The organism is Streptomyces sp. UNOB3_S3 (assembly GCF_020740895.1).
Classification (GTDB): Bacteria; Actinomycetota; Actinomycetes; order Streptomycetales; family Streptomycetaceae; genus Streptomyces.
The window spans coordinates 1-20,295 of the sequence record NZ_JAILXP010000027.1; the positions used below are offsets into that span (position 1 = coordinate 1).

The following is a 20,295-nucleotide window of genomic DNA, read 5'->3' on the forward strand; positions in this document are numbered from 1 at the left end:
CCGCCGACCCCGCGCGCCTCACCGTCCTGCTGTGGGCGGGCGAGCGGCAGGACGAGGAGTGGGTCCGGGCGCGCGACGCGCTGCTCGCGACCCTCCCGGCCGGCTTCCCGGCCCAGGACGTCTCGGCCTGGCCCGGCTTCGCCCCGCTGCTGGGCAAGGAGCCCCGGGCCGTGCTCGTCCGCCCGGACGGCCACATCGCCGCCCTCACCGGCCTGGACCCGGCGGAGCTGAGGATGGCCCTGCGGCGCGCCCGCGTGGTGCTCTCCGCCCTGCCGCGCACCGGGCGCGTGGGCACCGAGACCGTCACCGAGATGGGCGCGAGCGCCGCTGCAGGCGCCCCGGCGCCGAAGGCAGCGCCAAAGAAAGCGGGGCAGGCGGAGAAGTCGTCGCCGGAAAAGGCCGCGTCGTGAGCCGGGCCGCCGTGGTGTGCGGCCTCGGCGCCTGGGTGCCGCCGAGGGTCGTACCCAATGACGTGCTGACCGCGCAGCTGGACACCTCGGACGAGTGGATCCGCACCCGGACGGGCATCGAGCGCCGGCATGTGATCGAGCCGGGTGACGCCACCTCCGATCTGGCGGTGGAGGCCGGGCGCAGGGCGCTGGCCTCGGCGGCCGCCGGGGGCGGGGCGGCGGACGGCGGGATCGACCTGGTCGTGCTCGCCACCAGCACTCCCGACCACCCCTGCCCGGCCACGGCGCCCGTCGTGGCCGAGCGGCTGGGCCTGGGCTGTGTCGCGGCGTTCGACGTGGGCGCCGTGTGCACCGGTTTCGTCTACGCCCTCGCGGTCGCGGCGTCGATGCTGACGGCCGGGACGGCGCGGCGCGCGCTGGTCATCGGCGCGGACACCTTCTCCACGATCCTCGACCCCGGCGACCGCACGACCCGGGCCATCTTCGGCGACGGGGCGGGCGCGGTGGTCCTGCGCACCGGGGACGCGGACGAGCCGGGGGCCCTGCTGGGCTTCGACCTCGGCAGCGACGGCGCGGGCTCCGGGCTGATCACCGTCCGCGCCGGCGGCTCGCGGCAGCGCTCCACCGGGGAGCCGGCCCCCGAGGGCGACCAGTACTTCTCGATGGCGGGCCGCGCGGTCTTCACCGAGGCGGTGCTGAACATGAGCGAGTCCGCCCAGAACCTGATCGACCGGATCGGCTGGACCGGGGACACGGCGGTCGACCGGGTGGTGGCCCATCAGGCCAATGTGCGCATCCTGCGCGCGGTCGGCGAGCAACTGGGCCTGGCCGACGAGCAGATCGTCGTCAATCTCGACAAGGTCGGCAACACCGTGGCGGGTTCCATCCCGCTCGCCCTCGCCGACGCGGTGGCCGCCGGGGACGTCCGGCCCGGCCACCGGGTGCTCCTCACCGGTTTCGGCGGCGGCCTGACCTGGGGTTCGGCCGCCCTGCGCTGGCCGGATCTGGACCTTGTCCCCGACCCCACGCCTACCCTACGGAAGGAACAGTCATGACCACGGCAACAGCGACGCAGAAGATCAAGGACCGTGTGGTGTCCATCCTGAGCGAGAAGTTCGGCCTCCCGGAGGAGGAGATCCTCTCCGGCGCCGTCTTCGAGGAGCTCGACATCGACTCGCTGATCCTCGTCGAGCTCGGCCTCGTCCTCCGCAAGGAGATGGGCGTCGTGCTCCAGGAGGGCGAGCTCAAGCCGACCCACACGATCGACGACGCGGTGACGGTCATCGAGACGAAGGGCCCGCGGGTGTGAGCGGCACCTCCACGGACCGCGCCGCCACGGACCGCACCGCCATGGACCGCTCCGTCACGGACCGCTCCGTCACGGACCGCGCCGTGTCGATCACCGGCATGGGGCTGGTCACCCCTGCGGGCTCCGGCGTCGAGGACAACTGGCGGCGCGTCACCTCCGGTGTCTCCGCGGCCGCCACGGACCCCGCGCTGCACGGCTCCGAGGTCGACTTCTCCTGCCGCGTCCCGGACTTCGACGCCGACGCCCTGCTCGGCAGGCGCACGGCGTGGAAGCTGGACCGCTTCGTCCAGCTGGCCCTGGTGGCCGCGCGGCAGGCCGTCACGGACTCCGGCCTGGACCCCGCCTCCTGGGACGGGGCACGGGTCGGCGTGGTGCTCGGCAACTCCCTGGGCGGCACCGCGACGTTCGAGAAGCAGCACCGCACGTTCTACGACGGCGCCCCCGAGGACGTGTCACCGCTGATGGTCCCGATGGGGATGGTCAACATGGTGGCCGGGTACGTCGCCATGGACCAGAAGATCCTCGGCCCTAGCCTGGTGACCGCCACCGCGTGCGCCTCCGGGGCCTCCGCCGTCGGCATCGCCCGGGACTGGCTCGCCGCCGGCCTGTGCGACGTCGTCCTGGCCGGCGGCACCGAGTCGGCGCTCAGCCCGGCGACGCTGACCGGGCTCTCCCGGATGGGCGCGCTCTCGGGCCGCCGGGACGACCCGGGCGCGGCGTCCCGCCCGTTCGCCGCCGACCGGGACGGCTTCGTGGCCGGCGAGGGGGCCGCGGTGCTCGTCCTGGAACGGGAGCGGGACGCGCGGGCCCGGGGCGCGCGGGCGTACGCGCGGATCACCGGCTTCGGCGCCTCCTCGGACGCGTACCACGCCACGGCCCCGCACCCGGACGGCGCGGGGCTGGAGCGGGCGCTGCGCGCGGCCCTGGCCGACGCCGGGGTCGCCCCGGGCGACGTGGGGCACGTCAACGCCCATGGCACGTCGACGCCGATGAACGACCTGGTCGAGTCGCGGGCCCTGCGCCGGGTGCTGGGCACCGGCCCCGCGGTGACCTCCACCAAGGGCGTCACCGGCCACACGCTGGCCGCCGCCGGGGCGATCGAGGTCGCCTACACGGCCCTGGCGCTGCGCCACGGCTCGGTGCCGCCCACGGCCAATGTGCGCGAACTCGACCCCCGGGTCGACGTCGACGTGGTCACCGGCGGCGCCCGGACGGTGGATCTGGACGTGGCGGTCAGCACCTCCCTCGGTTTCGGCGGGCACAACGCGGCACTCGTGCTCACCGCGGCCTGACACCGGGGCGGGGCTCTCCCCGCCCCGCCCCGGGCCACTCCACCACCATCCGACGAACACACAAGGAGAGCGCGTGCGCACGCGTCAGTTGAGCGGTACGGGTCCCCGGGTCGGCGCCATCGGCCTCGGCTGCATGGGAATGAGCTGGGGGTACGCGGAGTCCCGGCGCGACGACGAGCTGTCCGTGACGGTGATCGAGCAGGCACTCGACTCGGGTGTCACGCTCCTCGACACCGCGGACGTCTACGGCGACGGGCACAACGAGACCCTGGTGGGCCGGGTGCTCGCGCGCCGCCGGGACGACGCCGTCGTGGCCACCAAGGTGGGCATGGTCGTCACGGACCTGGCCACCCGCGCGATGCGCCGCGACGGCTCGCCCGCGCACATCCGGCGCTCCGCCGAGGCCAGCCTGCGGCGCCTGGGCACCGACGTCATCGACCTGTACTACCTCCACCGTGTGGACCCGGACGTCCCCCTGGAGGAGTCCTGGGGAGCGCTCTCCGAGCTCGTGCGCGAGGGCAAGGTACGGCGGCTCGGCCTGTCCGAGGTGAGCGTCGAGGAGGCCGAGCGGGCCCATGGCGTGCACCCCGTCTCCGCCGTCCAGTCCGAGCTGTCCCTGTGGACGCGGGACGCCCAGGCCCCGGGCACGGACGTCGTCGGCTGGTGCGCCGCCCACGGCGCCGCCTTCGTCCCCTTCGCCCCGCTCGGCCGGGGCTTCCTGACCGGGTCGTTCGAGCGGCCGGACTTCGAGGAGGGGGACTTCCGGGCGACCAACCCCCGCTTCCGCGACGCCGCGTTCGCCGCCAACCTCCGCATCGTGGAGGCCGTCCGCTCCGTCGCCGCCCGGCACGGGGCGACCCCCGCCCAGGTGGCCATCGCCTGGACGCTCGCCCGGGGCGAGCACGTCGTCCCCATCCCCGGTACCAAGAACCCGCGCTACCTGGCCGACAACATCGGCGCCGCCGCGCTCCGGCTGAGCCCGCAGGACCTGGCGGAGCTGGACGCGGTGCCCGCGCCCGTCGGCGACCGGTACTGACCCCCGGCGGGCCGGCCGGTCGCCGGCCGGCCCGCCCCGGAAGGCAGGAACCCCATGACAGCGAGCACGACCGGCACCGTCGCGGTCGTCGGACTCGGCGCCGCGGGCGCCGGACTGGCCCGGCGGCTGGCCGCCGCCGGCATCCGCGTTCTCGGCGTGGAGCCGGACGCCGCAGCCGCCGGGCGCGCCCGGCGCGACCTCCCCGCCGGGGCGGACGTGACGGCGGACCTCGCCGCCGTGGCCGCCGCGGACGTGATCCTGGAGGCCGTGCCCGAGCCCGGACCCGTCAAGCGCGAGGCGCTGACGGCGATCGCCCGCCACCGCCGGGCCGGCGTGCCCGTGGTGACCACGGCGCTCACCACACCCGCCGCCGAACTGGAGGACGCGGCCGGCGGCGAGCTGCTCGCCCTGCGCTTCGCCCGCGCCGACCGGCTCGACGCGGCCGAGCTGGCCCGCGCCCCCCACACCTCCGACGGGGCCGTACAGGTCGTCACCGCGCTGCTGGACCGGGCCGGGGTGAGGGCGCACACCGTGCCCGACCTGCCCGGTTCCCTGGCCCCGCGGCTGCTCTTCGGCCTCCTCAACCAGGCGGCGTGGATGCGCCACGACGGCTACGCGGACCGGGACTCCCTCGACACGGCGGTACGCCTGGGCTGCGGCTGGGCCGAGGGACCGCTGGAGGTCCTCGACGCCATCGGCCACCGCACCGCCGGGGACATCCTGCGCGGGCTCCACCGGCGCCTGGGCGACCGCTTCGCGCCGGCCCCGCTCGGCACGGACACGGCGGACACGGCGGGCGCGACGGCCCGGACGCCGGCGGGCGGCGCCGGTGAACCGGAGGACTCCGGCGGGACCGTCGCCGTCATCGGCTCCGGCACGATGGCCACCGGCATCGCCGAGGTGTTCCTGCGCGCCGGCTACCGCACCGTGCTCGTGGCCCGCACGGAACGGAAGGCCGCCGACGCCCGGGAGGCCGTCGAGTTCGGGCTGCTGCGCTCCGGCGCCGACGAGGAGCGGCTCGCCGGGAACCTCGGCCGGTGGACCGGCACCACCGACCTCGCTGCGGTCGCGGGGGCGGATCTCGTGGTGGAGGCGGTCGTCGAGGACCTCGGCGTCAAGCGCGAGCTCTTCGCCCGGCTCGGCGCGCTGTGCGCCCCCGGCACCCTGCTGGCCACCACGACCTCCAGCCTCCCGGTGCGCGACTGCGCCGCCGCGTCCGGGCGCCCCGAGGACGTCCTGGGCCTCCACTTCTTCAACCCCGCGCCCGCCATGGACCTGGTGGAGGTGGTCCGCGGCGAGCACACCGGCGAGGCCGCGGCCGCCCGGGCCCGCGCCGTCCTCGCCCGCCTGGGCAAGGTGGGCGTGGAGTGCGCCGACCGCACCGGCTTCATCGTCAACGCCCTGCTGTTCCCCTACCTCAACGACGCCCTGGCCGCGCTGCGGCTCCCCGGGGTGGAGCCCGCGCTGCTCGACTCCGTCATGAAGTCCGTCGGCGGCCAGCCCGTCGGCCCCACCCGGCTCCTGGACGTCGTCGGCGCCGACGTCGCCCTCGAGGTGCAACGCCGTCTGCACCAGGACTCGGGCCGGCCCGAGCTGGCCCCTGCGGGCCTGCTGCGGGACCTCGTGGACCACGGGTTCCTCGGCCGTAAGACCTCCGGCCGGGGCGTGCGCGCCTTCCTGGCCGACGAGGCCCGGACCGGCGCCGCCTGACCGCCCCTTCGGGCCGTCCCCGCCGCGCTCCGGCATAGAACTTCCTTCTCTCCCAGTGAAATCGCCCATCACTTGAACCACATCAAGGAGCACGCGATGTCCGTTATATCCCTTTTCCATACCCACCGGAGCAAGCTCGGCCACGCCGCGCTGGCCACCGCGCTGTCCCTGACGGCGGCCGGCGCCGCCGCTGCCGCTCCGTCGGCCGCCCCCGGCCCGATCACCAGCGAGACCCTCTCCGAGGGCGATTCCAGCCTGCCGTTCAAGGTCGACGCCGACGGCCCCCGGCACCTGGTGTACCGCAAGGCGGTCATCCCGCCGGGCACCGCCACCGGCTGGCACTACCACGTCGGAGCGGAGATCGCCGTCATCAAGTCCGGGACGCTGACGCGTATCAACGGCGCCGACTGCACCGTGCGCGCCATCAAGCCGGGTGACGCCCTGGTCGAGCCCACCGGCCCCGACGAGGTGCACTACGGCGTCAACCGGGGCACCGAGCCGGTGGTGCTCTACATCACCGACGTCCTGCCCGCGGGCGCCCCCTTCTCCAAGCCGGCGGCCGACCCGGGCTGCCCCACCGCGAAGTGAGCGCCCCGACCGAGCGGGCGGCCGCCGTGGGCACCGCCGGCGCGCCGGTGGACGTGGCCTTCTTCGACGTGGACGAGACCCTGCTCACCTTCAAGAGCATGTTCCGGTTCCTCGCCCACCACTTCACCGAGCGCGGCCTGCCGCCGGACAGCGCCCGGCGCGCGGAGGAGGAGCTGCGGCTGCGAGCCGCCGAGGGCGTCCCCCGGGACGAGACCAACCGCGACTACTACCGCAACTACGCGGGCCGTCCGGTGGCCGAGGTCATGACCCACGGCCGGGCCTGGTTCGCCGCGGAGCTGGCGGCCGGCGGCGCGCTGCACGAACCGGCCGTGGCGGCCCTGAACCGCCACCGCGAGGCGGGGGCGCTCACCGTCCTGGTGTCCGGCTCGTTCCCGCCGTGTCTGGAGCCGGTCCGTGAACTCCTGGGCGCCGACCTGCTGTTGTGCAGCGAGCCCGAGATCGAGGCGGGCGTCTACACGGGCCGGCTGCCGACGCCCATGATCGGCCCGTACAAGGCGGCCGCGGCCCGCGAGCTGATGGCGCGCCGCGGCATTCCGCCGGAGCGGGCCGCCGCGTACGGCGACCACGCCTCCGACCTCGCCCTGCTGCGGGCCGTGGGCCATCCCGTGGCGGTGGGGGACGACGCCCTGCTGGGCGCCCACGTCCGGGAAGTGGGGGGCGGACGGCTCCCGGGGATCACCGGCTGACCGGTGGGCCCGGCCGAATCCGGCCGGGCCCACCGGGTCCGCCGGTCAGCCGGGCCCGCCGGGGAGGGAAAGCCCGCACGGCGCGCTCCCTCCCCCGGTGGGCCCGCCGCCCTACCGGGCCGCGCCCGACAACGCCAGGAACTGCTCGTCCGGTTCGTCCTGGAGCATCACATGGTGGAGGGTGTTGACGCTCGGGGAAGGTGAGATGCCGAGGGCCTCCCCCATCCGGCTGCGCAGCCGCTGGTAGACCTCCAGCGCGGCCGCCCTGCGGCCGGCCCCGTACAGCGCGCGCATCAGCTGCGCGTGGACGTTCTCGTGGTACGGGAACTCGGAGGCGAGCTCCGTGGCCTCCTCCACGGCCTCCTGCGACCTGCGCATCCGCAGCAGCGCCTCCACCAGCAGCTCCCGGGCGCCCAGGTGCAGTTCGCCCAGGCGCTCGGCGTACGGGGCGAGGATCCTGCCGAGGCGTACGTTGCCGAGGGGCTGCCCCTGCCAGTAGGAGAGCGCCAGCCTCAGCAGTCGTTCGGCCTCCGCCGCGTCGCCCTGGGCGACGGCCTCGCGGCCGCGCTGGACGAACAGGTCGAAGGCGGGCTTGTCCCACTCGTGGTCGTCGACCCTCAGCACATAGGTGTTCCCGTCCGTCATCAGCCGCTCCGCCGCGACCTGTTTGACCGTGGTGCCGCCGGCCTCGGCCATGGTGCGGCGGATGACTCCGACATAGGTCTGGAGGGCGGTCATGGCGGTGCGCGGCGGACTGCCGTCCCATATCTCGTCGATGAGCGTGGGCATGCTGACGCGCTGCCCGGTGCGCAGCAGCAACAGGGCGAGGGCTTGTCTCTGCTTGGGTGCGGTCGGTGTGATGTCCCGCCCGTCGATGCGTAGGGCCAGGTTTCCGAGGGTGCGAAATTCCATAGCGTCTTCCCGAGTGTGAGTCGTGGAACGGGCCCTGAGGGCTGGTCGCACGGTTCAGGTGCCGGGCGTCCGTTCGTGAAGCCGGGGCGCGGACGAGGAAGCGGTCCGGGCGGCTTCCCGTCTGTCGAGACAGGGCGCGGCGTACGCACATGGCAGCGCCCACGGCGGGAGGGAAGGGCGGCCGACGTCATCGGCGGCCGCGGCCACGATTCGCCTGTCCGGCGCGGAACCGGACAGCAAAAGCCCGGGCACGGTCGTCGCGCCCGGGACGGAGCTAGCGGACGCGTCACGGCCGGAACAGGCCGTCGCAGGCGCGCACGCCACTCTCATCCCCCCGTTGACAGCGTCTGTCCAGACTTGCGTCGCCGTCTGTTGCTGATTTTCCCACTGACCGGTGAGTTCAGACAACAGACCTATGCGCTTCGTTAGCTACCTTGCAATGATCTAGCCATGGTGAAAGATTCCGACATTCTCGATGAAGACGACAGACGCGTGGTCGCGGCTCTCCAGCTCAGTCCGCGGGCCGGGGTGGGCGGAATCGGGCGGATCCTGGGGGAGCACGAACGCACCGTCGCCCGGCGGGTGCACCGGCTCGTCGCACGGGGCGCCATCCAGCCGACGGCGGTCTACGACACCATGCGGTGCGGCCTGGGCAACGCTGTTCAACTGCGTCTCGAAACGGAGGGCGGGGCGCTGGAGGACGTGGCGCGGGCGCTGGTCCGGCGGGACGATCTGCGCCGGGTCGTCGCGGTCAGCGGGCGCAGCGACGTGCTGTGGTGCGAGATGATCGTGCCGCACCGGCCGGGCCTCCACACCCTGACGGCAGAGGGGTTTCCGGGAATCCCCCTGATCAGGAAGGTCGAGGTGCACACCACCCTCAAGACCTTCGTCACCGCGGCCGAGTGGCGCGTGCCGGTGCTGACGGCGGAGGAGGAGACGGCGCTGCGCAACTGCGCGGTGCGCCCCCTCCCCGATCCCGCGGACCGTTACGAGCTGACCGCCACGGACCGGCGGGTGGCGGAGGAGCTGATCCGGAACGCCCGGGTCAGCCTCACCGACCTGGCGCGGGAGCTGGGGTTCTCGGTGGCGACGGCGGGCCGGCGCGTCACGTCCCTGCTCGAACGGCGCATGCTCTATTTGCGCACGGAGGTCGAACCGGGGCTGCTGGGCAGGCCGGTGGAGGCTCAAATGTGTCTCAAAGTGCCCCCTGCGGCGCTGGAGGACGTGGGTGTCGCGCTTGCCGCCTCCCCCGAGGTCCGCTACTGCGCCGCCATCACCGGCACCCAGAACCTGATCGTGGAGGTCTGCCTGGAGCACGAGGCGGACCTCTACCGCTTCCTGAGCGAGCGGCTGGGGAGCATCCCGAACATCACCGATGTCGCCACGGAGCTCATCACCCATGCCTACAAGCGGGGTTTCGTGATCAAGCCGGCCAGAGAGACGGATCGTTGAGGCGGCGGGAACGCGGGAGGGCGGGCGATCCGGTGGGATCGCCCGCCCTCCCGTGCCGTGCGGCCGGGGCGCGGCCGCTACGAGAGGGTGTCCGCGGTGACCTCGTTCTTCGGCGCGGCGAGGGCCGGGCCGTCCGCCGCGAGCCGCGGCTCGGGCTCCCGGAGCATGGCGTAGATGGCCACGGACAGCACCGCGCAGACCGCGGCGCTCGCCCACAGGACCACGTGCCAGGCGTCGGTGAAGCCGCCGGTGACGAAGTCGAAGAAGCCCTGCCGGACGTCCTCGGGGAGCTTCGACAACGGTCCGGTGAGATCGCCCGAGTTGACGCTGTTGGCCAGCTCGCCGGGGGCGCCGCGGTAGGCGGGGAACCGGTCCAGGCCGTCCTCCAGCGAGTTCCGCATCAGGTTGACCAGGGCGGACCCGGCGGCCGCGATGACGACGGCCTCGCTGCCCAGGCGGAGGGTGTTGAGGAACCCGGCCGCCGTTCCGGTGGCCTCGGGCGGGACGACGTCCAGCACCGCTCCGTCGACCAGGCCGAAGTTGAGCCCCAGCCCCACGCCGAGCGTGATGAGGGGGCCGGCCAGGGCTCCGGCGCCGACGCCGGGCTCCAGCACCAGCGCCAGCCAGGCGACGCCGGCCGTCAGGCACACCAGGCTCGCGGCGAACACGGCCCGGTTGCTCCAGCCCCACTTCACCAGCCGGCCGGCCAGCAGCGGGGTGATCAGGATGGGCAGGGTCATCAGCAGCATCATGGTGCCGGCCGCCTGGCTGCTCGACTTGTTCGCCACCAGCAGGTAGTTCGGCAGCAGCGGCAGCAGGATCACGAACGCGAACGTGACGACCACGGGGATCAGGCACAGCGCCATGAACCTGCCGTTGCGCAGCAGCTTCAGGTCGAACATGGGGTGCGGTACGCGCCGCTCCACCAGCGCGAAGACCACCATCAGCAGCACCGAGCCCGCCAGCATGCCGATCACTCCGGCGCTTCCCCAGCCCCACTGCGGTCCCTCGACCATGCCGAGCATCAGCAGGAAGAGGCTGCCGACGAAGGTGACGGTGCCGGCCCAGTCGACCTTGGCCGCGGACTCGTTGCGCGACTCCCGCATGAACGGGATGGCGAACAGCACCAGCACCATGAGCACGGCGTGGGCGCCGTAGAACGAGCGCCAGCCGAGCGAGTCGGCCAGCACGCCCGCCACCATGGCGCCCAGCGCGAGCCCGGCGCCCGTGGCGATGCCGACGGCGGCGAACGCCTTGGTGCGGGCCGCGCCGTCGAAGGTGGTGGCCAGGATGGAGCTGCCGCTGGTCAGCAGGGCGGCGGCGCCGACACCGGCCGCGCCGCGCACGAGGTCGAGCAGGATGATGTCGGACGCCACGGCGCTCACCAGCGACGAGACCGTGAACACCACGGCGCCGGCCACGAACATCCGCCGCCGGCCGACCAGGTCGGCCAGGGAGCCACAGGCCAGCATGAAGCTCGCGAAGGTCAGGTTGTAGCCGTGCACCACCCACTGCAGCGCGTCCAGCGACGCGTGCGTGTCATGACCGATATGAGGGAGCGCCACCCCCGACCCGGTCACCGAGGTCGGCAGGATCAGCAGCGTCAACAGCACCGCGCACAAGGTGATCCCGGGGCTCGTCCGGCGTGTGCGTTCGGTTAACAGGGCATCCACTTCGCGTGCTCCTTCGTCACTCGCGCATCAGCGCAGGGCTTCGGCTCGTACTTTCAGGGCGGCGTTCATGAGCAGGAAGCCCTCCTCGATGCGCCAGACCATGCCGCCGGCGAGGGGCATCGTCAGGCCGCCGAAGTCCTCCCGCTGGCGGAGCCGTACGCCGGAGGCGGTCTCCTCCAGGAGGAACTCGTGCCGGGCCCGGAAGACGGTGGCGTGCCGGATGACTCCGGACCACTGGAGGTGGCGGTTCTTCTCCACCACGGTGACCGTGGGGGTGTGGACCTCCTCCCGCGGCTTCGCGGGGCGCTGCATCCGCAGCCACAGCTTCCGGCCCGCCTCGGCCTTGCCGCGGGCCTCCAGGATGAAGGGATTCCACTCGCCGTAGCGGTCGAAATCCACGATGACGTCCCACACCGTTTCCAGGGGAGCGTCGATATTGACGAACGTCTCGATGGAACGCATGTCCTGTTCCTTACGCGGGGATGGAGTTGACGACGCCGCCGTCGACCAGGAGGTCGACGCCGTTGACGAAGGCCGCCGCGTCGGAGGCCAGGAAGGCGACGGTCGAGGCGACCTCCTCCGGGGTGCCGACCCGCTTCTGCACCGACTGGGCGGCGCTGTCCTCGCGCGCCTCGGTGGTGGGCACGGACTCGCGGAACATGTCGGTGTCGATGTAGCCGGGGCTCACCGAGTTGACCCGGATGCGCCGGTCGGCGAGGTCGCTGGCCAGGGTCTTGGCGAGGTTGGCGACCGCGGCCTTGGTCGCCGCGTAGAGGGAGCCGATGGCGAGGCCCCGGTGGAAGGTCCAGGAGGCGTTGATGACGATGGACCCGCCGTCGCGGAGCAGCGGCAGGGAGCGCTGGATCGTGTAGAAGACGCCCTTGAAGTTGGCGTCGACGACGTAGTCGACGTCCTCCTCGGTGAAGTCCTCGATGCGCTTGAAGACCCCGACGCCCGCGTTGGCGAACACCACGTCGAGGTGGCCGAACCGCTCGCGCACCGCGTCCGTGAGCCGCGCCAGGTCGGCGGGCTTGGAGACGTCGGCGGCGACGGTCAGGAGGCGGTCTCCCCCGTCGAGGCGCTCGGCCGCGAGCTTGAGGCGGTCCTCGCTGCGCCCGGTGATGACGACCTTGGCGCCCTCGGCCAGGAACAACTCGGCGGCGGCGAACCCCATGCCGGTGGCACCGCCGGTGATCAGGGCGACCTTGCCGTCGAAGCGTGCCGCACCCGCAATGTTCAGCGTCATGAAATACCCGAATCGATCGATGGGGGATGAAATGAGTTCCACCCCGCGCGAGAAGCCACCTTCGGGGGTTGGGCGGCTTTCCGCGCGGGGCGGGTGGTTGACCACGCCCACCATCGTCCGCGGTATTGCCCGGACATGAGTAGAGCCAACTTATGGTGGTGTCATGACCACCACCCACACGACAGCAGCCCACCGAACGGAGCAGGCGCCTTTGCGGCGGGAGGAGCTGCGGGCGTTCCTGCGTTCGCGCCGTGCCAGGGTGCGGCCGGAGGACGTCGGCCTTCCGGGACGGGGACTACGGCGAACGCCCGGTCTGCGCCGCGAGGAGGTCGCCACCCTCGCCGGTATAGGAGTCTCCTGGTACACCTGGCTCGAACAGGGACGAACGATCAATGTGTCGGACTCGGTAGTCGAGTCGATCAGTCGCGTCCTGCGCCTGGACCACGCCGAACGGGCCTATCTCTATCAGCTGGTCGGGCTCAAACCGCCGGAGGAGAAGATCCTCGAGAACTCCCCGCTGATGCACGAGCTGGAGCGGCTGGTGGACGCCTGGTCCCCTTATCCCGCCTATGTTCTGGACCGTTGGTGGAATTTCGTCATCATCAACGAGTCGGCACAGGCGGTTTTCGGACTGCGGGGATACGGGCAGAACTGCCTGATCTCCTTCTTCACGGACGCCAAGTACCGGTCGTTCTTTGCGAACTGGGACACATTGGCGCCGCAGGTCGTGGCCGATTTCCGGGGGTCGGCCGCGGCCTATCCGGATGACGGGCGGTTCACCGCCATCGCGGGCGAGCTCAACGCACGGAGCCCGGAGTTCGCGAAGCTGTGGGACCAGCACGATGTGCGCAAGGAGTCGAACGGCACGAAGGCCGTGCTCCATCCGGTGCTGGGCGAGATGACCTTCGACCATCTGGTGCTCCACCCCTCCAGCCGGCACGACCTGCGGGTGACCGTCCATCTGCCCCGGGAGGGCTTCGAGGCGCGGCGCCGGCTGGAACGGCTGCTGGAGGCGCGGCCGGCGGTCACCGCGCCCCCTGGGGCCAGGGGGGCGGAGTCCGCCGCGGGGAACCCTCTCAGATGTTGGTGAACGCCAGCTTGGCGCCCAGGGCCACGAACGCCCCCGCGAAGGTGCGCCGCATCCACGTCATGACCTTGGGCCGGGAGATGACGTGGTCGCGGACCGAGGCCGCGAGCAGCCCGTAGCCCACGAAGATGACGAAGGTCATCAGCATGAAGACCGCGCTCAGCTCGATCATGCGCGGCACCGGGTTCGCCTCGTCCGCGCTGACGAACTGCGGGAGGAAGGCCAGGAAGAAGATGGTCAGCTTGGGGTTGAGGATGTTGAGCAGGATGCCCGTCCAGATCACCCGCCCCGGGGACGGCGGCTCGCCCGCCTGCTCCTCCACGCTCAGGGTGCCCCGGTCGCGCCAGGTGTTCCAGGCGACGTAGAGCAGATAGGCGACGCCCAGGAACTTGAAGGTCTGGAAGGCCAGGGCGCTGGTGTGCATCAGGGCGGCCAGGCCCATGATGGTGGCCGCCATGTGGGGAACGATGCCCAGGGTGCATCCGAACGCGGCCACGATGCTCGGGCGGAAGCCGCGCGAGAGACCGGTGGCCAGCGTGTAGAGAACGCCGGTGCCGGGTGAGGCGGTCACGATTAAGGACGTGACCAGGAATTCGATGCCCACGGGCCATACTCCTCTTGCTGCTGTCTGTGTCGAGTGACGATACGTTTCTACCGGGTCAGGAGCGCCCGCGTCGCCGCCTCGATGTCCGGAGTGCGCATGAGGCTCTCGCCCACCAGGAAGGCGGAGATGCCCACTTGGGCGAGGCGGGCCAGGTCGGCGGGGGTGGACAGGCCGCTCTCCCCGACGATCACCCGGTCCTTCGGCACCTTCGGCGCCAGCCGTTCGCTCGTGGCGAGCGTCGTCTCGAAGGTGTGGTGGTCGCGGTTGTTGATGCCGAGGAGGCGGGAGCGCAGGCGGGTGGCCCGCTCCAGCTCCGCCTCGTCGTGCACCTCGACCAGGACGTCCATGCCGAGGTCGAACGCGGTGTCCTCCAGGTCCTTCGCCGCCGCGTCGTCGACCGCCGCCATGATGATCAGGACGGCGTCGGCGCCCCAGGCACGGGCCTGGACGACCTGGTACGGGTCGTACAGGAAGTCCTTGCGGAGAACGGGGATGCCCGTCGCCTCCCGCGCCGCTTTCAGGTGGTCCGGGCCGCCCTGGAAGGACGGGGTGTCGGTCAGCACCGACAGACAGGCCGCGCCCCCGGCCTCGTAGGCGCGGGCGATGAGCGGCGGGTCGAAGTCGGCGCGGATGAGGCCCTTGGACGGGCTCGCCTTCTTGATCTCGGCGAGCAGGGCGTACTCGCCCCGGGCCACGCGGCGTTCGACGGCCGTCAGGAAGCCGCGCGGGGCCGGGGCGGCCGCCGCCTCGCGTTCGAGGGCCGCGAGGGGATGGTCGCGCTTCGCGGCAGCGATCTCCTCACGCTTGGCCGTCTCGATCCTGGAGAGAAAGCCGGGCATCCGTCCACACTCCTTCGTTTCGGTTGGACTCCGTGATCAGCCGTTCCAGCCTGCGGTGCGCTTCCCCGGAGTCGATCGACTCCGTGGCGATCCCCATGCCGTCCTTCAGGTCCTTCGCCCGGCCGCCGACCACGAGCGCCGCCGCGGCGTTGAACGCCGCGATGTCGCGGTACGGCCCCCTCTCCCCCGTAAGGACGCCGCGCAGCGCCTCCGCGTTGGCCCGCGCGTCCCCGCCTTTGAGCGACTCCGGGGAGACGCGCGGCAGTCCGACGTCCTCCGGGCTCACCCGGAAGACCCGCACCGTGCCGTTCTCCAGCGAGGCGACGGTGGTGGGCCCGGTGGTGGTGATCTCGTCGAGACCGTCGGAGCCGTGGACGACGAAGGCGCGCTCCGAGCCGAGTTCGCCCAGCACCCGGGCCAGCGGCTCGACCCACTCCTCGGCGAACACGCCCACCATCTGGCGCCGTACGCCCGCCGGGTTGGTCAGCGGGCCCATCAGGTTGAAGACGGTGCGGGTGCCGAGCTCGACCCGGGTGGGATGGACGTGCCCCGTCGCCGGGTGGTGGTCGGGAGCGAACATGAAGCCGATCCCGGCCTCCGCCACGCAGCGCCCCACGTCCTCGGGCCGCAGGTCGATCCGGACGCCCAGCGCGCGCAGCACGTCCGCCGCGCCGCTGCGCGACGACAGCGCCCGGTTGCCCTGCTTGGCCACGGGTACGCCCGCCCCCGCGACGACGAGCGCCGCGCAGGTGGAGATGTTGTACGAGCCGGACGCGTCACCGCCCGTGCCGAGGAGGTCCATCGCCCCGGGCGGCGCCTTCACCCCGCGCATCCTCGCCCGCATGGCGATCACCCCGCCGGTGATCTCCTCCACGGTCTCGCCGCGCATCCGCATCGCCATCAGCAGCCCGCCCATCTGGGAGGGCGTCGCCCGGCCCGCCATCATCAGCTCGAAGGCGCGGGCCGACTCCTCGCGGGTGAGCGTGGCACCGGTGGCCACCGTGCGGACCAGGTCCTTGAACTCCTCGAAGCGGGCGTCGTCAGCGCTGCCGTCCATACCCCTGCCTCTCCTCCCGTCGCCATGTGCCGCCGCTGCTCGCCGGCAGCGGCTGGTCCCAGTCGAGCTCGACGTTCTCGCGCCGGTAGGGCGTCTCGTCCGTGATCGCGGTGTCCAGGGTGCGGGCGAAGAGATGGCCGCTGTGGACGGCCGCCGCGATGATCCCCGGGCCCAGGCAGTCGCCCAGCCGGACGACGCGCCGGATGCCCGCCGCGCCCAGGACGTCCTCGCCGTGGGCGCGCAGGGCGGTGTACAGCTCGTCGCACGGCACCATGCCGGTGACGAGGACGAGGGCGTCGGCGGTCACGACCGTTTCCCGGCCCGTGTACACACAGGCCAGCCGGGCGACGCCGGGCTCGGCGCGCAGGAGCGCCGTCGATGTGTGCACGGCGGCGCACTTCTCCATCACCCGCCGCTGGACGCGCTTCTGCTCCGCCGTGAGCTGCGTGAACGACGACACCAGGCTGTCGGGCGTGACGAAAGTGACCTCGCAGCCCTGCTCGGCGAGACGCTCGGCGATCACCCCGCCCATGTAGTAGTGGTCGTCGTCGAAGACGACGACCCGGCCGGACGGCAGCCGGCCGGCCATGATGTCGTCCGGGGTGAACACAGGCGTCTCCGCCGGTGTCTCCACGGGGAAGTGGTGGTAGCGGCCCACGCCGTCCGCCCGCCACGCGGCGCCGGTGGCGACGGCGACGAGCGAGCACTCGGCCTCCAGGGCCATCCCGGCGGTGATCTCGTTGTCCGGCAGCAGCTGGACGTTGGGCATGCGGCGCAGCTGGGTGAGCCGCCAGTCGCGCACCCGCGCCCACTCCCCCAGCCCCGGCAGCCGGCTCTCCAGGGTGACGCGGCCGCCCAGTTCGCGGCGGCGGTCGGCGAGCAGCACGTCGTAGCCGCGCTGGCCCAGGGCGCGGGCGGCCTCCAGGCCGGCGGGGCCCGCGCCGACGACGAGGACGGTGTCGTCGGTGTCCTTGGGCGGGATGTACTCGGGGTGCCAGCCGCGCCGCCACTCCTCGCCCATGGTGGGGTTCTGGGTGCAGCGCATCGGCACGCTCGCCTTGTCCCCGGCGACGCAGATATTGCAGCCGATGCACTCGCGGAGGTCGTCGAAGCGGCCTTCCTCTATCTTCCGGGGCAGGAAGGGGTCGGCGATGGAGGGGCGGGCCGCGCCGATGAGGTCGAGGGTGCCGCCCTTGACCATGGAGACCATGGTGTCGGGCGAGGTGAACCGGCCGACGCCGACGACCGGTTTGCTGGTGACGCTCTTCACGAACTTGACGTAGTCCTGCTGGAAGCCCTCGTGGCTGAACCGGGAGGTCTGGCCGTCGTTGTCGAAGTTGCTGAGGTTGACGTCCCAGAGGTCGGGGAGCTCGGCGAGCATCTCGACGACCTCGCGCCCCTCGTCCTCGGCTCCGATGCCGCGCGGTCCCATCAGCTCGTCGACGCCGAAGCGGACGGCGACGGCGCAGGTGTCGCCGACGGCCTCCTTGGCGTCCTCGATGAGCTCGCGCAACAGCCGGGCGCGGTTCGCGAGGCTGCCGCCGTATTCGTCGGTGCGGTGGTTGTGGCGCCGGGAGAGGAAGTGGACGGGCAGCGTCATGTCGTGGCCCGCGTAGATGTAGACGATGTCGAAGCCCGCGCGCCTGGCGTTGAGTGCGGCCGTGCGGTGCCAGCGGCGGACGGCGCGGATGTCGTCCTTGTCCATGGCCCGGGCGGTGATGGGGAGGTTGCCCCGGACGGCCTTCAGGCTCGGGGCGACCGGTATGGTCCGGCTCTCCAGATTGCCGACGTAGGAGCCGTTGTGGGCGAGTTCGACGCCGGCGAGGGCGCCGTGGCGGTGGATCTCGTCGGTGGCCCGGGAGAGATAGGGGAGGTCCTTCTCGTCCCAGATCCTGATCTCCCGCTGGTGGTTGCCGGAGTGGTGGACGTCGCACTGCTCGGTGACGACGACGCCCCAGCCCCCCTCGGCCTTCACGCCGCGCATCGCGGCCATCGAGCTGGGAAAGGCCCGGCCCATGCCGTTGCAGTGGGGTACCTGGTAGAAGCGGTTCTTCGCGGTGACCGGGCCGATCCGTACGGGTTCGAAGAGGATGTCGTAGCGGGCGGGACGGCGGGGCATGTACGTCTCCATGCGGGGCGTCGTGGGACGGGGCGGTCATGCCGGGCGGCCCGGTCATGGTGATGACCGGGCCGCCCGGGTGCTCCTCAGGCCGTGGCGGAAGGATTCAGCGGTGGCCTGGATCCGAAGATCGCGCTGCCCACGCGCACATGCGTGGCGCCGTACTCGACGGCCGTGGCGAAGTCCGTGCTCATGCCCATGGAGAGCAGCTCCAGACCGTTGCGGGCCGCGATCTCCGCCAGCATCGAGAAGTGCGGCTCCGGTGGCTCATCAGCCGGCGGGATGCACATCAGCCCTACGACGTCCAGGCCGTGGGTCTCCCGGCAGTCGGTGAGGAAGGCGTCCGCGTCGTCCGGCAGCACACCGGCCTTCTGCGGCTCCTTGCCCGTGTTGACCTGGACGAACAGCCTGGGCTTACGGTCCTGCCGGGCGCACTCGCGCGCCAGCGCCACGGCGATGCTCGGCCGGTCGACGGAGTGGATGACGTCGAACAGCGCCACCGCCTCCCGGGCCTTGTTGCTCTGGAGCGGCCCTATCAGGTGCAGTTCGAGGTCCGGACATCGGCTCCGGAGCTCCGGCCACTTGGCCTTGGCCTCCTGCACCCGGTTCTCGCCGAAGACCAGGTGGCCGGCCTCGATGGTCCGCTCCAGCACGTCGGCGGGCACGGTCTTGGACGCGGCGACGAGCGTCACCGAGCCGGGCTCGCGGCCCGCTCGCGCGCAGGCCTCGGCGACGGCGTGTCGTACGTTCTCGAGACCGGCTGTGGGGTCGGGGGTCGGATTCATGCTGTCTCCTCATCTCCTCGCGCGGAATCTCCTCGCGCGGAGAAGAACTCGAGCCGGCGGTCGGTCGCGTCGATCCGCCGGGACGCCGCGATCCGGACCCCGGCCTCCGGCAGCCCCGCCGTCAGCTCCCGCTCCAGCGCCGCGAGGTCCTCGGCGGCCGTGGGGTGGAGCGCCTCCGCCACGATCAGCGCGCGGTCCGTCTCCTTGGAGACCACCGACAGGGCGCTCTGACGGAAGGTCCAGCGCCGGGAGTGCGCGTGGCCCGCCGCGTCCGTGAAGACGATCTCCTCGAGGGCGGGGTGCTCGGTCCCGCCCTGGAAGGTCCGGTGGACCTCCGAGCCGTCGGCGTGGCGGACCGTGATGCCGTCCGTGACCTTGTCGAGGTCGAAGACGGCGATGGGGATGGCGAAGGCCATCGAGACGACGTTGAGGTAGTCGACCAGCGGGTGGAAGCCCGGCAGGTTCCGCTCCTTGCGGTAGCGCCGGAGCAGCGCCTCCGAGGCGCACCGGTACTGGGTGGGCTTGAGCCCCATCCTGGAGAACGCCTCGCGCCAGGCGGCGATCTCCGGCATCGCGGACTCGCTCGCCGCGGCCAGCCGCTCCTCGACGCGCGTGGTGAGGGCCTCCCGGCGCTCCCGGCCGCTCTCGTGGCCGCTTGTCGTCCCGAGGACGCCGTCGACGGCCAGGGTGACCGCGCGCAGGCTCGGGTGGGCGTTCCAGACCGGATCGGCATGCGTGAAGTACATGGTTCTGTCCTTGCTCGCTGTACGGGTGGACCGGTGGGGCCGGAGGGCGGCGCCGCCGGTGGCCGCCGTCCGGGGACGGTGCCACGGGCCGGCGCCCCGCGGGTGGTGCCCGCTACGGGTAGAACCGCTTCCGGTCCCACTCGTCCTCCGGCTTCTCCCTCGTGAATATCAGCCGGTCGTGCAGCCGGAACGGTTTTTCGGTCCAGAACTCGACGTAGACGGGCCGGACCCGGTAGCCGAGCCAGTGCGGCGGGCGCGGTACCTCGCCGTCGCCGAAGCGGGCGGTCTCGCGGGCCACGGCGGCCTCCAGCTCGGCGCGGTCGGCCAGCGGCCGGGACTGGAGGCTGGCCCAGGCGCCGATGCGGCTGTCCCGGGCGCGTGACGCGAAATAGGCGTCGGCCTCGGCGTCGGTGACCTGCTCGACCGGGCCCCGGAAGCGCACCTGGCGGCGCAGGGACTTCCAGTGGAGGGCGCCGGCGGCCCGCATGTTGCCGGCGAGCTCCCGGCCCTTCTGCGACCTGCTGTTGGTGTAGAAGACGAAGCCGTCGGCGTCGAACCCCTTGAGCAGCACGATGCGGACGTCGGGCAGTCCGTCGGCGTCGGTGGTGGCGATCGACATGGCGTTGGGGTCGTTCACTTCACTGGCTTCGGCGTCCCGGAACCATTCGCGGAACAGTTCGATGGGGGCGTTCAGTTCGTGCACGGAACTCATCCCTCCCGAAG

The 20,295-nt window shown here is 72.5% G+C and carries 21 protein-coding genes; 10 read left to right on the top strand and 11 right to left on the bottom strand.

The genetic code is table 11. The features are described 5' to 3' along the window. The 8 genes from K6I33_RS04995 to K6I33_RS05030 all read left to right on the top strand — a co-directional run. A partial coding sequence (locus K6I33_RS04995) for a hypothetical protein (RefSeq protein WP_229348462.1) occupies positions 1-410 on the top strand: 410 nt, incomplete at its 5' end. Further along, the gene (locus K6I33_RS05000; protein WP_229348463.1) at positions 407-1,465 is read left to right on the top strand and encodes a beta-ketoacyl-ACP synthase III; all 1,059 of its coding nucleotides are present in this window, start codon (positions 407-409) and stop codon (positions 1,463-1,465) included. The genes K6I33_RS04995 and K6I33_RS05000, both read left to right, overlap by 4 nt. After that, on the top strand, positions 1,462-1,719 hold the full coding sequence (locus tag K6I33_RS05005; protein ID WP_229348464.1) for an acyl carrier protein: 258 nt from the start codon (positions 1,462-1,464) through the stop codon (positions 1,717-1,719). The genes K6I33_RS05000 and K6I33_RS05005 overlap by 4 nt, the downstream gene beginning before the upstream one ends. A gap of 41 nt (positions 1,720-1,760) precedes the next feature. Further along, the gene (locus K6I33_RS05010) at positions 1,761-3,011 is read left to right on the top strand and encodes a beta-ketoacyl synthase (RefSeq protein ID WP_229348490.1); all 1,251 of its coding nucleotides are present in this window, start codon (positions 1,761-1,763) and stop codon (positions 3,009-3,011) included. A 73-nt stretch (positions 3,012-3,084) separates the two neighbouring features. Next, positions 3,085-4,047 carry an aldo/keto reductase gene (locus K6I33_RS05015; protein ID WP_308297055.1) on the top strand — a complete coding sequence of 321 codons (963 nt, stop codon included), beginning with the start codon at positions 3,085-3,087 and terminating at the stop codon, positions 4,045-4,047. Positions 4,048-4,101: 54 nt separating this feature from the next. Next, positions 4,102-5,757 (top strand): 3-hydroxyacyl-CoA dehydrogenase NAD-binding domain-containing protein, encoded by a 1,656-nt coding sequence (locus tag K6I33_RS05020; RefSeq protein WP_229348465.1) that lies wholly within the window; start codon positions 4,102-4,104, stop codon positions 5,755-5,757. Positions 5,758-5,853: 96 nt separating this feature from the next. Then, positions 5,854-6,345, top strand: a complete 492-nt coding sequence (locus tag K6I33_RS05025) for a cupin domain-containing protein (protein WP_229348466.1) — start codon at positions 5,854-5,856, stop codon at positions 6,343-6,345. Beyond that, positions 6,342-7,052 (top strand): HAD family phosphatase, encoded by a 711-nt coding sequence (locus tag K6I33_RS05030; RefSeq protein ID WP_229348467.1) that lies wholly within the window; start codon positions 6,342-6,344, stop codon positions 7,050-7,052. Before K6I33_RS05025 ends, K6I33_RS05030 begins: the two co-directional genes overlap by 4 nt. A gap of 111 nt (positions 7,053-7,163) precedes the next feature. Here the strand turns inward: K6I33_RS05030 and K6I33_RS05035 are convergent, their stop codons facing one another. Beyond that, positions 7,164-7,964, bottom strand: coding sequence for an AfsR/SARP family transcriptional regulator (locus tag K6I33_RS05035; RefSeq protein WP_229348468.1), 801 nt, complete (start codon positions 7,962-7,964; stop codon positions 7,164-7,166). Between the two features lie 450 nt (positions 7,965-8,414). Here K6I33_RS05035 and K6I33_RS05040 point away from each other — a divergent pair, with 450 nt between their 5' ends. Beyond that, positions 8,415-9,416: an Lrp/AsnC family transcriptional regulator gene (locus K6I33_RS05040; protein WP_229348469.1), complete on the top strand. Its 1,002-nt coding sequence runs from the start codon at positions 8,415-8,417 to the stop codon at positions 9,414-9,416. A 77-nt stretch (positions 9,417-9,493) separates the two neighbouring features. Here the strand turns inward: K6I33_RS05040 and K6I33_RS05045 are convergent, their stop codons facing one another. Genes K6I33_RS05045 through K6I33_RS05055 form a run of 3 tightly spaced genes read right to left on the bottom strand, consistent with a single transcriptional unit; the run spans position 9,494 to position 12,335 of the window. Continuing rightward, a complete protein-coding gene (locus K6I33_RS05045; RefSeq protein WP_229348470.1) occupies positions 9,494-11,089 on the bottom strand; it encodes an MFS transporter in 1,596 nt (531 codons plus the stop codon). Between the two features lie 27 nt (positions 11,090-11,116). Then, entirely contained in the window at positions 11,117-11,551 is a 435-nt protein-coding gene (locus tag K6I33_RS05050) for an SRPBCC domain-containing protein (protein WP_229348471.1), read from the bottom strand. A gap of 10 nt (positions 11,552-11,561) precedes the next feature. Next, positions 11,562-12,335 (bottom strand): SDR family NAD(P)-dependent oxidoreductase, encoded by a 774-nt coding sequence (locus tag K6I33_RS05055; RefSeq protein ID WP_229348472.1) that lies wholly within the window; start codon positions 12,333-12,335, stop codon positions 11,562-11,564. A gap of 163 nt (positions 12,336-12,498) precedes the next feature. Here K6I33_RS05055 and K6I33_RS05060 point away from each other — a divergent pair, with 163 nt between their 5' ends. Further along, the gene (locus K6I33_RS05060) at positions 12,499-13,425 is read left to right on the top strand and encodes a helix-turn-helix transcriptional regulator (protein ID WP_229348473.1); all 927 of its coding nucleotides are present in this window, start codon (positions 12,499-12,501) and stop codon (positions 13,423-13,425) included. On the opposite strand, the gene K6I33_RS05065 is transcribed toward K6I33_RS05060, so the two are convergent. From K6I33_RS05065 to pdxH, 7 genes are all read right to left on the bottom strand, one after another. Beyond that, positions 13,412-14,026 carry a LysE family translocator gene (locus K6I33_RS05065; protein WP_229348474.1) on the bottom strand — a complete coding sequence of 205 codons (615 nt, stop codon included), beginning with the start codon at positions 14,024-14,026 and terminating at the stop codon, positions 13,412-13,414. The genes K6I33_RS05060 and K6I33_RS05065 overlap by 14 nt on opposite strands. A 47-nt stretch (positions 14,027-14,073) precedes the next feature. Beyond that, complete coding sequence (gene trpC, locus K6I33_RS05070; RefSeq protein ID WP_229348475.1) at positions 14,074-14,865, bottom strand: indole-3-glycerol phosphate synthase TrpC; 792 nt, start codon at positions 14,863-14,865, stop codon at positions 14,074-14,076. Continuing rightward, on the bottom strand, positions 14,825-15,922 hold the full coding sequence (trpD, locus tag K6I33_RS05075; RefSeq protein WP_229348476.1) for an anthranilate phosphoribosyltransferase: 1,098 nt from the start codon (positions 15,920-15,922) through the stop codon (positions 14,825-14,827). The genes trpC and trpD overlap by 41 nt, the downstream gene beginning before the upstream one ends. Continuing rightward, positions 15,906-18,041: an FAD-dependent oxidoreductase gene (locus K6I33_RS05080; RefSeq protein WP_229348477.1), complete on the bottom strand. Its 2,136-nt coding sequence runs from the start codon at positions 18,039-18,041 to the stop codon at positions 15,906-15,908. Before K6I33_RS05080 ends, trpD begins: the two co-directional genes overlap by 17 nt. An 86-nt stretch (positions 18,042-18,127) precedes the next feature. After that, entirely contained in the window at positions 18,128-18,826 is a 699-nt protein-coding gene (locus K6I33_RS05085) for a YggS family pyridoxal phosphate-dependent enzyme (protein WP_229348478.1), read from the bottom strand. Beyond that, positions 18,823-19,572: a B3/4 domain-containing protein gene (locus tag K6I33_RS05090; RefSeq protein ID WP_229348479.1), complete on the bottom strand. Its 750-nt coding sequence runs from the start codon at positions 19,570-19,572 to the stop codon at positions 18,823-18,825. The genes K6I33_RS05085 and K6I33_RS05090 overlap by 4 nt, the downstream gene beginning before the upstream one ends. 112 nt (positions 19,573-19,684) lie before the next feature. Next, on the bottom strand, positions 19,685-20,275 hold the full coding sequence (gene pdxH / locus K6I33_RS05095) for a pyridoxamine 5'-phosphate oxidase (protein WP_229348480.1): 591 nt from the start codon (positions 20,273-20,275) through the stop codon (positions 19,685-19,687). Positions 20,276-20,295 lie beyond the last annotated feature (20 nt).